Below are 13,857 nucleotides of genomic sequence, written 5' to 3'. Positions count from 1 at the left end.
GTTGCCTGCGAAGGATGGCTCATGCCAGCGGTACCGAAATTGCTGCTCGCCCCGCTCGTCGGAGCGCTCGTCGTTTTCCTCGTCGGTGATGCATCAGCCAAACCCCGACGGTCACCAAACCCCGCATCTGCAGCGGAGAAGGCACAAATCCCGCCGGCGCCCCTGCCCCGGCAGTTCTTTGCCGAGAAGGGCGTGCAGCCGCTGACGCCGGAGCTCGAACAAGCGCTTAAGCCGAAGGAGAGCTTTAGGGAATGCGACGTCTGTCCCGAGATGGTGGTGGTGCCGAAAGGCTCGTTCATGATGGGCACGCCAGCCAACGAGCCGGACCGTTTCAAGGGCGAAGACCCGATCCACCGCGTCAGCTTCGCAAGGCCGTTCGCAGTCGGCCGCTTCGCCATATCGTTCGACGAATGGGACGCCTGTCTCGCGGACGGCGGCTGCGGCGGCATCAGGGGCGACGACAAGGGATTCGGCCGCGGCCGCATGCCGGCGCAGGGCATCAATTTCGAGGCCGCGAAACTCTATCTGGCCTGGCTGTCGAAGAAGGTCGGCCGCACCTATCGGCTGCCCAGCGAATCCGAGCGCGAATATTTCGCCCGCGCCGGCACCACCACGCCGTTCTGGTTCGGAAATACGATCAGCGGGCAGAACGCCAGCTACAAGGCGTCAATTCCCTATGGCAACGGGCCGCGTGGCCTGGACAGCAAGGGCCCTTCGGTGGTGGATTCCTACGCGCCCAATCCGTTCGGCCTGTATCAGGTGCACGGCAACGTGTTCGAATGGACGGAAGATTGCTTCAACAAGCGCTACAATGAAGACACGCCGGCCGACGGCTCGCCATGGCTGGAAGGCGACTGTAACAAGCGCATGCTGCGCGGCGGCACCTGGGACTGGACCGCCAACATGGTCCGCTCCGGCTACCGCGAGAACGGAATCGTGGACGGCGGCGGTTACAGCTTTCGCGTGGTGCGGACGCTGAACGTGCAGCCGTGACGCCGGCTGCACGCTTGGGTTCCTCATATCAGGCAACCATCGGCCGATTGCTGCAACTTGAAGCGAATACCCGCGCCCCGCTGTCTCGATCGTCTGGCCTTCGGAGGCGGTGCTAATTCCGGACGACGGCATGTCGACCGACCCCGCGCAACAACCATGCGCTGGCCGCGGGGTGCGAGGATTGCCTTGCTCCGGCCCACCCCGTAACTTGGTCGCGAGCAATGCAGAAGAACAATAAATCCGGAGAGAAAACCCCATGGCGCGTCTGAAATTCGGAGCTTTCCTCGCCCCGCATCACCCGATCGGCGAGAATCCGCTGCTGCAGTTCCGCCGCGACCTCGACTTCGTCGAGCAGATCGACGCGCTCGGCTTCGATGAATTCTGGTGCGGCGAGCATCATTCCTCGGGCTGGGAAATGATCGCCTCGCCGGAAATGTTCTTGGCGGCCGCCGGCGAACGCACCAAGCGCATCAGGCTCGGCACCGGCGTGGTCTCGCTGCCCTATCACCATCCGTACAACGTCGCGCAGCGTATCGTGCAGCTCGACTGGATGACCGGCGGCCGCGCCATTTTCGGCTCCGGACCTGGCGCGCTGGCCTCCGATGCGCACACGCTCGGCATCGACCCGATGACCCAGCGCGACCGTCAGGATGAAGCGATCGCGATCATCCGCCGCCTGTTCAAGGGCGAGCGCGTCACCGCCAGGAGCGACTGGTTCACCATGCAGGACGCCGCGCTGCAATTGCTTCCGCTTCAGGAGGACATGCCGTTCGTCGTGGCGTCGCAGATCTCGCCATCGGGCATGACGCTCGCCGGCAAATACGGCATCGGCATCATCTCGCTCGGCTCGATGTCGACGCAGGGCCTGATGGCGCTGCCGACGCAATGGGGCTTTGCCGAGGATGCGGCGAAGAAGGCCGGCACCACCGTCAGCCGATCCGACTGGCGCGTGCTCTTGAGCTGGCACATCGCAGAGACGCGCGAACAGGCAGAGCGCGAGGCCGGTCCCGGCCTGATGCGCTGGCACAACGAATATAACGTCCGCACGCTGCAGCGGCCGGAGCTGGAGCCGTTCAACTCGCCGGAGGATGCGGTCGAGAAAACCGCGGGCGGCGAGAACGCCGCGTCCACCATCGGCACGCCGGATGACCTCGTCAAAACCATCAAGAACCTGATGCATGTCTCGGGCGGCGTCGGCGCCATCATCGGCTTCGTGCACGACTGGGCCAACCCGGAAAACACCCGCCGAAGCTGGGACATGGTCGCGCGCTACGTGATTCCGGAGATCAACGGCTACGCCGCGAAACTGCGCGAGTCGCAGAAATTCCTGGTCGAGAACCGCGCGGTGTTCGAGCGGGCGGGCCAGGCCGTGATGGCGAAAATCATGGAAAACGAAAAGGCCGCAGCAGCCCTTGCCCATACCGGCCCGGGCCGCGTCGCGATCCCGACCATCAACGCGCCGGACCTGCAGAAGGAAGCGGCCAAGCGCAAGGCATGATGGGACCAGCGCGGAGTGCGCTCCGCGCTGCCTCTTCTGATAAGGTCAACTTCCCGTAATATTTCTGGATGGCGTCCCATATGACGCCGCCAGCTTCACATTTGCTGCAAGGAAACAAAGAGTTATTTACCGATCCGGGCCATGCCCGGGCCGCTAAGCCAATATTCAGGCCGCGACAAAGCCACTGATCCGGTGGATAATATTTTCGATTTTCGAGTTCAGCCGGAGCAATTGCCATGTCGATGCAGAGTGTTGCTTCTCCCGCCAATATCCCGGTGCCGCCGAACCCCAAGGCGTTACGGCACATTCCCGGTAACGAGGGCTGGCCGTTCATCGGCAACACGCTGGCGGTGCTGGCCGACCCCAAGGGACGGATTGAGAAATCGGCCGCCAGATACGGTCTGATCTACCGCACCCATCTGTTCGGCGAGACCAGCGTGACGATGCTCGGGCCCGAGGCCAACGAGCTCGTGCTGTTCGACCAGGCGCGCCTGTTCTCCTCTACCCATGGCTGGGGACCGATCCTCGGCCTGTTGTTTCCGCGCGGGCTGATGCTGCTGGATTTTGAAGAGCACCGCCTGCACCGTCGCGCGCTGTCGGTCGCGTTCAAGTCGGGGCCGATGAAGTCCTACCTCGTCGATCTCGACCGCGGCATTGCCACGCGGGTCAAGCGGTGGAAGGCGCGGCCGGGCGAGATGCTGATGTATCCGGCGATGAAGCAGCTCACGCTCGATCTGGCGGCGACGTCGTTCCTCGGCGCCGACATCGGGCCTGAGGTCGACGAGATCACCCGCGCCTTCATCGACATGGTGGCCGCAGCCGTGGCGCCGATCCGGCGGCCACTGCCGTTCACGCAGATGGGCCGCGGCGTTGCAGGCCGCAAGCGGATCGTTGCCTACTTCGCCGAGCAGATTCCGATCCGCCGCGCGCGGGGCGGCGGCTATGACCTATTCTCGCAACTGTGCCAGGCGACGCACGAGGACGGCGCGCTGCTGTCGACCCAGGACATCATCGACCACATGAGTTTTCTGATGATGGCGGCGCATGACACGCTGACATCGTCGCTGACCTCCTTTGTCGGCGAGCTTGCCGCCCACCCCGAATGGCAGCAGCAGTTGCGCGAGGAAGTCAAAGGCCTCGGCATCGAGGCCAACGATCCCTCCAGCATCGACAATCTCGATAAGATGCCGCTGTCGGAAATGGCGTTCAAGGAAGCGCTGCGACTGAAGCCGCCGGTGCCGTCGATGCCGCGCCGCGCGGTACGCGACTTTTCGTTCAAGGGGTACGACGTTCCTGCCGGCACGCTGGTCGGCGTCAACCCGCTGTTCACGCACCATATGCCGGAGATCTGGTCTGAGCCGGATAAGTTCGATCCGACGCGTTTCTCCGACGAGGCGCAGCGCACCCGCCATCGCTTCGCGTGGGTGCCGTATGGCGGCGGCGCGCATATGTGCCTCGGCCTGCACTTCGCCTACATGCAGGCGAAATGTTTTGCGCGGCATTTCCTGCAGAATCTCGAGGTCTCGCTGGAGCCAGGCTATAAGCCGGACTGGCAGATGTGGCCGATCCCGAAACCGCGAGATGGGCTACGGGTGGTGCTGAAGCCGGTCTAACCGTCATTGCCGGGCTTGGCCCGGCAATCCATCGCGCTTCGCTTGATTCTTTCGATGGATGCGCGGGTCAAGCCCGCGCATGACGAGTTGGGATCGTGGCCGCAGCCCCAACCCTAATCCACGAGCGTCGTGAGTTGCGCGCCCTCGTCCGCCACGAACACCGCGATCAATTCGGCGGGCTCGGTCATGCTGGCATTGGCCGAGACCAGATGCACGGCGCCGGGCGGCTCGAAGAACGACTGACCGACCCCAAACGTCTCGACCGGACCGCCCGCCAATTGCGAACGGATTTCGCCCTTGGTGACATAGGCGGTGACGGAACCGGCATGCCGGTGCGCAGGCGTGAACCCGCCGGGGCCGTAGAACACGCGCACGATCGTCACACGCTTGCCCGGCACGTTCGGCAATGCATGCGAGCTGATCGGCTCGACGACGTCCTGTGTCGAGCCCGACGAGACACTATTGGCGCAGAGCGGCTCGATGACTGCCGAGATCGCGTCCATGGTCGATGGCAGCGTCTTGCCGATGACGATAGCACAGGCGAGGCCCGCGATGATGGCGAGGTAGAACGGACGACCTTCCAATATCGGTGACGGGCGGAATGTTGCAGACATTTGCGTCTCCCTTACCCGGCACCCTGATCGAATGCCTTGCGCAGGGTCACATAACCCTGCTGTTGCTGGCTCCAGTTGCGGCCGCCGATCATGGCGCCATCGACCACGAGATCGTGGCCGTTGACGAAGGAGGATTCATCGCTCGCCAGGAACACCGCGGCATACGCGATATCCTCCGGCAGGCCGGCACGCGGGATCGGCTGCGCCGATTTGTAGACCTCGCGCATGACCGAAGGCGTCTTTTCGGCGGCCTCCACCGACAGGCCCAGCGCCTTGCCGAAAATGCCCGTCGCAATCGCGCCGGGCGAAATCGAATTCACGCGAATGTTGGATTCGCCGAGCTCCATCGCGACGCATTTGGTCAAGTGGATAACGGCGGCCTTCGCCGCGCTGTAGACCATTGACGACGAATAGCCCGCCAGCGTGCCGGCGATGCTGCCATTGTTGATGATGCTCCCGGAGCCTTGTTTGCGCATATGGGGCGCGGCATGTTTCATGCCGAGCATGACACTGCGAATCAGCGTCGCCATCGCCGCGTCGAAGCGGTCGACCTCGAGGCCTTCGATGCCGCCGGTCTGCGCCGGTCCGCCGGCATTGTTGAACAGGCAATCGATCCGGCCGAATTTCTCCACCGAAAGGGCGATCAGTGCCTTCATCTGCTCTTCGACCGTGACGTCGGTCTGGCGGAAGATGCAGTTGGCGCCGAGCTTTTTGGCCAGCGCCTCGCCTTCCGGCGCGCGCCGCCCAGCAATCACGATCTTTGCGCCTTCGGCGACGAAGATCTCCGCGGTGTGCAATCCGATGCCGCTTGTCGCACCGGTGATGACCGCGACCTTGCCGTCCAGCCGTCCCATGTAGCGTTCCCCTCTGTCGATATCGGTTGACGTCAATATCCTCGCCTGTCGCGGACAACGCAAGCGAGCTTGTTCCATCGCGATCATCCGGCTTTGCTGCCATCGGCGACCCCGAAATACCCGAATTTCGCTATGATCGGCCTTATTTTGGATTCGCTGATCACGTGAAGTGACGATACCGATGAAGAAATTGATCGACGAATTCAGGCGCGGATGGCAGGGAATCTCCCAGCCTTCCTTGCTTTTCAGCACGGCCTTCGCGGCCGGCTGCCTCGCCTTGTCGACGATCGCCCGGTGGGGCGTGGCCCAGATCCGCCCCGACGTATTCTTCACGCCGTACTTCCCGGCCGTGTTCCTGGCCACCGCCATCGGCGGCGCCCGGATCGGGATCGCGGCGGCCATCGCAGGAGGCCTGCTCGGCGTCACCGTCAATTTTGATAGCTCTATTGCGGATTCCGCGCGGTTTGCGTTGCTGCTGATGTTCTGGGCAGTTTGCGGCTTCGCCATCTGGGGCGTCGAGCATTACCGGACGATCGTGGCGCAGCAGCGGGAAGATTCGAAACGCCTGATCCGGGAAGAAGAATACCGCAAGCTCCTGGTCGAGGAATTGCAGCACCGGCTCAAGAACAAGACGTCGACGATCCACGCCGTGCTGCACCAGGTGCTGCAGGACCAGCCGCAGATCTGGGGCAGCATCGATCGCCGCCTGCGTGCGCTGTCGGCGACCGACGACTTGATCGCGCGGCTGGACGGCAGCGGCTGCGACATCAAGGACATGCTGCATGCCGAACTTGGGCCGTACGGCCACGTCCGGTTCAATTTGAACGGCGATCCACTGTTCCTGCCGGCCAAGCTGGCGGTCAGCCTGGCGCTGATCTTCCACGAACTGGCCACCAATGCAGGCAAGTACGGCGCGTTTTCTTCGGCGCGCGGGCTGTTGCAGGTGTCGTGGTCGGTGTCGGAGGATCGCCTCAACGTCACCTGGGACGAAACCGAAGGTCCCGTGATCGAAAGCGTCGGCCCCGCGGGCTTCGGCACCAAGCTGTTACAATCGGCGCTGCGCGCGTTCGACGGCAAGACCGATATCCGTTTCCTCAAGACCGGCGCGCATTGCACGATGCAGTGCCGGATTCCCGCGAGTTAGCCGACCGTCTCCTTCCGCGTTGACACTCTGTTAATGACGATCGAGCGCGATGCCGTTGGAAATCGCCGACTTGTATGGTTGTCCCGGTTTTTCGCAGTTCCGCTTAACCAATACTACAAGGGACTTTGCCAAGCTCCGTGGCATGCATAGTACCTACAAGCGCGACTTTCAGGCGGCGGCGACGCAGGCCGACGATGAAAGCCATTTTGAATCCGAATTGAACATCCTGCGGGATGTCTTCAAGCAGCTTCCGACCGGTGTGACGGTTCAGGACGAGCACGGCGAGTTCGTGCTGATGAACGATGCCGCGGCTGCCCTGCTGGAGGCGGCGGCTGCGGCGTCATCGGCCTCGCAACTGAGCGATCGCCGCGAAACCTGCCTCGAATTGCTGCGTGCCGGCCGCCCAGCCGTGCTGGAAGAAGCCATTGCCGACGGTCCGGCCAAGCAGGTGTTTCTCACTTCGCATCGGCCCGCCCAGATCGCCGGGCGCAATTTGCTGATCTCGAGTTCGACCGACATCTCTGAACAGAAGGCGTTCGAGGATCACCTGTTCCGCTCCGCCTATTACGACGAATTGACCGGGCTGCCGACGCGGCGCGTGATCGAGCACCGCGTCAACAGTCTCCTGAAGTACGACAACGGACAGGGCCGTTTCGCGCTGGCCTTTCTCGACGTCGACAATTTCAAGCACATCAACGACTATTACGGACACGCGGTCGGCGACGCGCTGCTGGTGGAGATGGCCAAGCGGCTGGGCCTGGACCTGCGCGAATCCGACATCCTGTCGCGGATCAGCGGCGACGAGTTCGTGCTGCTGCTCAACCCGATCCAGAACGATTCCGAGGTCGAAGAGTTCGTCCGCTTCATCCTGCAGCGGTTGAAGGCGCCGTTCTTCATCGACCAATCCGAGATATTCGCCTCGACATCGATCGGCGTCAGCCTCTATCCCGAACACGGGCGCAGCTATGAGGTGCTGCGCCAGAACGCCGACATCGCGATGTACCGCGTCAAGAACGGCAGCAAGGGCGACGCGGCGTTCTTCGATGCCAGCATGGAGCGTGAGGCGCTGGCGCGAATGAAGATCGAGCAATCGCTGCGGCTGGCGATCCTGGAAAAGCGCTTTTGCTGCGCCTTCCAGCCCAAGGTCGATATCCGGACCCAGGAAGTCACGGGCGTCGAGGCGCTGGTGCGCCTGCGCGACGACGAGGGGGTGATTCAGGCGCCCAGCACCTTCATCAATCTTGCCACTGAACTCGGCCTGATCGACGAACTGACGCATCTGGTGCTGGCGGAAATCGTCAAGTCGATCGACCTGATCAACGAGACCTTTGGGCCCGACACCGCGATCAGCATGAACGTCGCCGCCAAACAGGCCGGCAATCCCGAATTCATGCGGCCGTTCGCCGAGGCGATCGAGGCCACCGGATTTCCCAAGCGCTTCATGATCGAGGTAACGGAAGATGCCTTCGTCACCAAGGCGCATTTCCAGCATGAGATCCTGCCGATCTTCCGCAAGCTTGGCGTCAAGATCTCGATCGACGATTTCGGCACCGGCTATTCGTCGCTGTCGGCGCTGGCCGACATTACCGCCGACGAGATCAAGATCGATCGCTCCTTCATCACCGATATCCATAAGCGTCCCCGCAGCCAGGGCATCTTGCGGGCGATCGAATCCTTAAGCGAAGCGCTCGGCATGACCGTGATCGCCGAAGGGCTCGAAAGCTTCGAGGAACTGGCCTATCTGCAGGCTGCGACCAGGATCCGTTACGCCCAGGGCTATTACTTCTCGAAGCCGATTTTCCTGGAAGACCTCAAGCTGGCGACACCGCGCACCAGCGAGGCGCGCGCCGGCCTCGTCAGCCGCCCTGTCCCAGAGACCCGCCCCGCCTACTCGCGCGGCGGCGGCTATCGCCGCTAAGGCCTGCCGCTGAGAAGCGCTTCATCTCCCGCCGGCAGAACGGCGGAAGCAGCACAATGCCGCTTCCTCTCGCGATCGCGTCCCGAAGGACACGCGATTAAGCCTTGGGTAACCGGGTTTCCTAACGGCTTATGACATCTGCTCATTGTATGCATGTTGGCGGGGAGAAGGGACAATGCGCAGTCTGTTTCACCACCTGCATGGCATGAAGGCCCGAACCGCGGCCACCGGCCGACACCTTGCCGCAACCATCCGGGGGCCGGTGTTATGGCTGACGCTTTGCGGCGGCTTGCTGGTGGCGGCGATTTTCGTCGGCACCATCATGATGGCCGGTGAATTCCGCGAGCGGGCGCTTCTCAACAGCGAACGCGAGCTGGAGAACACCGTTCTCCTGCTCACCCGCCACTTCGACCAGCAGTTCGAGGATTCCGACACCATCGCCGAGGACGTGATTTCCCGGCTGCAAATTTCGGGCTTCGCCTCGGAGAAGGATTTCCGGGAGCGCATCGCAAGCCCGGAAGCCCATGAAATCCTGAGATCCAAGGCCGGGGTGCTGTCCTATCTGGGCGACATCTCCATCTTCGATTCCAATGGCGACATTGTCAACTGGTCGCGGCCGCTACCGGCGCCGACCCTCAACATTTCCGAGCGGGCCTACTTCAAGAGCTTCAAATTCGATTCGCGATCGCCATCCATTCTGACCGAGTCGGTTCGCAGCTACCTCACCGGCAACCTGAACTCGGTCATTGCCCACCGACTGCGCGGCGAGGACGGCGTCTTTCTCGGCGTGATGACGCGGCGGATCAATCCGGTCAACTACGAAAAATTCTTTGCATCCGTAGCGCTTGGAACGGGTGCCGCGGTCTCGATGTTTCATGCCGATGGCACCCTGCTGGCGCGCTATCCCCGCGTCGATGAATTGATTGGACAGAATTTTGCAAAGGCGCCGTTGCTGCAGCGTGTCCGCGAACATGGCGGGCGGCAGACGTTGCGCGTGCAAAGCCCGATCGACCAGACCGACCGGCTGGGATCCGCAGCCTCGCTCGCGCATTATCCGGGCGTTGTGGTCGCGACCAACACGACCAGCGCCGCGCTGCAGGATTGGCATGCGCAAACCAGATTCCTCGTAATCGCGGCGACGCTGTCGGCGGCGGTGATCGCCCTGATGCTGTTCCTGATCATCAGGCAGATCACAAGGCAGAGCCGCGAGGCACAGCAGCGGCTGGAAGCGGAAAGGGGCCGGCTCGATACCGCGCTCAACAACATGATCCAGGGACTGGTGACGTTCGACGCATCGGCGCGGCTCGTCACCTTCAACCGGCGCTATGTCGACATGCACAATCTATCGACCGACGTGGTCAAGCCCGGCTGTCATTTCCGCGACCTGATGCAGCATCGTAAGGACCGCGGCTCTTTCGATGGCGATATCGATGAGTTCTGTGATTCGGTCTTTACAGAACATCGAGCGCGGCCAGGCGAGCCACAGTGTCATCCAATGCGCCGACGGCCGCACATTCTTGACGATGAGAAAGCCGCTGGCGGATGGCGGCTGGGTTGCCACCATGGAAGATATCACCGAGCGACGCAATCTCGAGCAGGAGCGCGACCGCAATTACGCCTTCCTGAGCCAGATCATCGATCACATCCCCTCCCAGATTACCGTGAAGGACGTGCACGACCGCCGCTATCTGCTGGTCAACCGCGTGGCGGAAGCCCAGTTCGGCATTTCGCGCGACCTGATCATCGGCAAGACGGCTGCCGACATCTTTCCGCGGGCCGCCGCCGAAATCATCGCCGCCGACGAAGAGAAAACGCTGCAATCTCCCGACGGCCTGTTCAAGGACGAGCACGTCTGGGAAACCCAGGGGATGGGCCCGCGCTACATCACCTCCAAACGGCTCGGAATTCGCAGTTCGGCGGGTCAGGCGCGGTACATCATCAACGTCGTCGACGACGTTACCGAGCGCCGGCTTGCCAACGAGAAGATCGCGCATCTGGCGCATTACGACGCGCTGACCGACCTTCCGAACCGGGTACTGTTCCGCGAGCAGATCGAGCGCGAACTCCGCAAGGCCGTCAGCGGCCAACAATTCGCGCTGCTCTATATCGATATCGATGAGTTCAAGGGCATCAACGACTCGCTCGGACACCATGTCGGCGATGAACTTTTGAAGGCGGTGGCGGCGAGCCTCAAGGATTGCACCAAGCCGGGCGACCTCATCGCCCGCCTCGGCGGCGACGAATTTGCGGTGATCCAGACCGCCATCAGCGGCCGCGCCGAGGTCGAGGAATTCGTGACCCGGATCTACGAGGCGATACGCCAGCCTTATCAATGCCTCGGTCATCACCTTTCGACCGACGCCAGCATCGGCATCGCGCTCGCGCCCAAGGACGGCATCGAACTCGACCAGTTGATCAAGCACGCCGACCTCGCGATGTACGCCGCCAAGGCCGAGGGACGCCGTGTCCATCGCTTCTTCGAACCCGCCATGGATGCCCGCGCCAAGGCGCGGCTCACCATGGAGCAGGACCTGCGGCAAGCATTGGCCGATGGCGGCTTCGATATCCACTACCAGCCGCTGCTCGATCTCGCGAGCGGCGAGGTGACGGGCTGCGAGGCGCTGCTGCGCTGGCGCCATCCCGAGCGCGGGATGATCTCGCCCGCGGAATTCATTCCGGTCGCCGAGGACACCGGCCTGATCAACGAACTCGGCGACTGGGTCATGCAGACGGCCTGCACCGAAGCGGCCGGCTGGCCATCGCGGGTCAGGCTCGCCGTCAACGTTTCGCCGATCCAGTTGAAGTCGCCGACGCTGGCGCTGCGGATCACGGGCGCGCTTGCCGCCTCCGGCCTGTCGCCTGATCGGCTCGAGATCGAAATCACCGAAGCGGTGCTGATCCATGACGACGAAACCGCGCTTGAAATCCTGCATCAGCTTCGCGCCATCGGCGTGCGCATCGCGCTCGACGATTTCGGCACCGGCTTCTCCTCGTTGAGCTATCTGAAGCGGTTTCCATTCGACAAGATCAAGATCGACCGCTGCTTCGTCAGCGACATCGAGGTCGACGGCTCGGCCGCGATCGTGCAGGCGGTGGTGAACATCGCAGCGGCCCGCAACATGACCACGACCGCGGAAGGCGTCGAAACCGAGCAGCAGCGCGAGATGCTGCGCCAGCTCGGCTGCACGCAGATGCAGGGCTATCTGTTCAGCGCGCCGAAGCCGGCGGCCGAGGCGAGGCGATTGCTCGGCGTGCGACTGGAGACCGCGACGGCCGTCGCCTGACGCCGTTCCAGCGCGCCGGCGTCGAGGATGGCCGCAATGGCCGAACTGCCTCCCGCCTCCAGCGCCGCGATGGCCTCCTTGGCCCAGAGGTAGGAGGCATCAAAGATTTCGGTGTGGCGATCGAAATCCGTAAGATCGATCCCGGGCGGAAGCGGTGGCCGCATCACCGTATCGAACGGTCCGACCGGCAACGTATCGTAGCGCTGATGCGCCACCAAGCTTCGCCACAGCACGTTCACCGCGCTCGGCGCCGCGGGTAATAGCTTCTTGCGGAACGGCGTCAGCATGGCGGCTATCAGCTCGAACCGCCCTGGCAGCGCCGCATAATCGACGTCGAACATCTCCGCCGCGGGCTCGCCGAAATGCACCACCAGGTTGGGACCGCTCTTGAGCTGGTGCATCGACGCCAGCGGGACATTGTCAATGAGACATCCATCGACCAGCATCGCGCCCTCCGGCGTGTAGAACGGCGGCAACAGCCCGGGAATCGCACTCGATGCGCGCACCGCCTGCCAGAGCGGTCCCGTCCGGATCAGTTCGAGATTGTGGGTCGAAAGATTGGTGGCCACCGCCGCGAAAGGCCGCCAGCAATCCTCGATCCGGCAGTCGGGGCCGTACTGATGGGCGAGCGCGCGATCGAATGCCTTGTGATCCAGCAACGCATAGCGCGGCCAGGTCGGCCGCCGAAAGCTTCTGCTCCTGACAAAGATTTCGTGCGTGCCGCGCTCGAGATGCTCGGCTTCGAGATTCTTGGCAAAGCCGGCCACCATGGCGGAGCCGACGCTGGTGCCGACAAAGATATCGAACATCACGCCGCGTTCGCGAAACGCCTTGTAGATTCCGACATGCGCGGTGCCAAAACTGCCGCCGCCGGCGGCGACGAAGCCGACCGCCCGGCCGCACAAAAAACGGATCAGGCTGTCGATATCGACCTGGTCTTCGAGGGCGACATGGTGATGCATGAAGGCCGGCAGCCGGGCCAGCCAGCCGGCGGTGCCGCTGACCTCGCCGCTTCGCTTATCATGAACGCGAACGAGGCGCCGGGCCGAGACGGAATGGACCTCGCATGCGAAGGCCTCGATGTCAGTCAATGCTGCCGCAGGCGCGTCCCCGCGGCACGCAAATACGACCATGTCGGCCTGGCGGATCGCCTTGCGTGCCCATGGCGAGGCTTCGCCGCCGCCGAGGTAAACCACGAGCGGCGCGGTGTGTTCGAGCTTGTTGAGCCATTCGGTGACTTCGTGGGCATCGAGCGCGCGACCGGGAAACAGCGCATGCAAGCGGGCGGCGTCGACAATTTCGGCATGAATCGCGGCGAGCCCCTCGCGCATCCGGCGATCAAAAGTACCCGGCAGCGGCTCCAATCCGCCGTCGATCAGCGCCACGGTGCGCGCCTTCGGCGAGGTGCGGAACGGCGCGATGCGCGCGGTCTCCTTGGCAAATCGCCGCGCCAGTGCTGCGAGCAGCGCCTCGACGATGGCGGGAGCTTCCTCGACGAGCTTCTGGTAGGCCGGACGCGTCAATGCCAGCACGCTGGTGTCGCGGATGGCGATCACATCGGCCGTGCGCGGGACATCGGCGAAGAAGCCGATCTCGCCGACCAGTTCGCCGGCCCGAAGCTCGGCGATCGGTTCGAGATAGCCGGTCTTGCGTACCGCGAGCGCGCCGTGCAGCACCAAGAAAAGCGAATCCGACGGCCCGCCTTGCGCGACCAGCATCTGCCCGCGCACCAGATCCTGGCGGACCATGGCATTGAGAGCCTGCAGCCGCTGTTCGGCACTGAGCGTTCGAAACAGCGCGAAGTCCTCCAGGGCGGAGCTCCACGCAAGTACCGAACTCGATCCACTCATTTGGCGGTACCCGGTTGAATTCTCAGGCCCAACTTTAGCGCCGGGCCCACACCACCGCGAGCGATATCAAGGCTGGATGCGAGCGCACT

At 63.2% G+C, this 13,857-nt stretch carries 8 protein-coding genes and 1 pseudogene; 6 read left to right on the top strand and 3 right to left on the bottom strand.

Annotated features, from left to right (window positions below; all coding sequences use genetic code 11):
- The first annotated feature begins 21 nt into the window (after positions 1-21).
- From V1288_RS12925 to V1288_RS12915, 3 genes are all read left to right on the top strand, one after another.
- A complete protein-coding gene (locus V1288_RS12925) occupies positions 22-993 on the top strand; it encodes a formylglycine-generating enzyme family protein (RefSeq protein WP_334357396.1) in 972 nt (323 codons plus the stop codon).
- 256 nt (positions 994-1,249) lie between these two features.
- Positions 1,250-2,491, top strand: coding sequence for an LLM class flavin-dependent oxidoreductase (locus V1288_RS12920; RefSeq protein WP_334357395.1), 1,242 nt, complete (start codon positions 1,250-1,252; stop codon positions 2,489-2,491).
- A gap of 236 nt (positions 2,492-2,727) precedes the next feature.
- Entirely contained in the window at positions 2,728-4,104 is a 1,377-nt protein-coding gene (locus tag V1288_RS12915) for a cytochrome P450 (protein ID WP_334357394.1), read from the top strand.
- Positions 4,105-4,217: 113 nt separating this feature from the next.
- On the opposite strand, the gene V1288_RS12910 is transcribed toward V1288_RS12915, so the two are convergent.
- Both V1288_RS12910 and V1288_RS12905 read right to left on the bottom strand, forming a co-directional pair.
- The gene (locus V1288_RS12910; protein ID WP_334357393.1) at positions 4,218-4,718 is read right to left on the bottom strand and encodes a cupin domain-containing protein; all 501 of its coding nucleotides are present in this window, start codon (positions 4,716-4,718) and stop codon (positions 4,218-4,220) included.
- An 11-nt stretch (positions 4,719-4,729) separates the two neighbouring features.
- On the bottom strand, positions 4,730-5,572 hold the full coding sequence (locus V1288_RS12905; RefSeq protein WP_334361295.1) for an SDR family NAD(P)-dependent oxidoreductase: 843 nt from the start codon (positions 5,570-5,572) through the stop codon (positions 4,730-4,732).
- A gap of 181 nt (positions 5,573-5,753) precedes the next feature.
- On the opposite strand from V1288_RS12905, the gene V1288_RS12900 reads away from it, so the two are divergent.
- From V1288_RS12900 to V1288_RS12890, 3 genes and pseudogenes are all read left to right on the top strand, one after another.
- Positions 5,754-6,716: a sensor histidine kinase gene (locus tag V1288_RS12900; protein ID WP_334357392.1), complete on the top strand. Its 963-nt coding sequence runs from the start codon at positions 5,754-5,756 to the stop codon at positions 6,714-6,716.
- A gap of 142 nt (positions 6,717-6,858) precedes the next feature.
- Positions 6,859-8,634 (top strand): putative bifunctional diguanylate cyclase/phosphodiesterase, encoded by a 1,776-nt coding sequence (locus V1288_RS12895; RefSeq protein ID WP_334357391.1) that lies wholly within the window; start codon positions 6,859-6,861, stop codon positions 8,632-8,634.
- A gap of 205 nt (positions 8,635-8,839) precedes the next feature.
- Positions 8,840-11,918: pseudogene (locus V1288_RS12890) on the top strand (bifunctional diguanylate cyclase/phosphodiesterase).
- On the opposite strand, the gene V1288_RS12885 reads toward V1288_RS12890, so the two are convergent.
- Positions 11,834-13,768, bottom strand: a complete 1,935-nt coding sequence (locus V1288_RS12885) for a patatin-like phospholipase family protein (protein ID WP_334357390.1) — start codon at positions 13,766-13,768, stop codon at positions 11,834-11,836. The pseudogene V1288_RS12890 and the gene V1288_RS12885 sit on opposite strands and share 85 nt — an antisense overlap.
- Positions 13,769-13,857: the final 89 nt, after the last annotated feature.

The organism is Bradyrhizobium sp. AZCC 2176, assembly GCF_036924645.1.
GTDB lineage: Bacteria > Pseudomonadota > Alphaproteobacteria > Rhizobiales > Xanthobacteraceae > Bradyrhizobium.
Note: the sequence above shows the minus strand (reverse complement) of the source record. Positions and strands in the feature narration are given on the sequence as shown.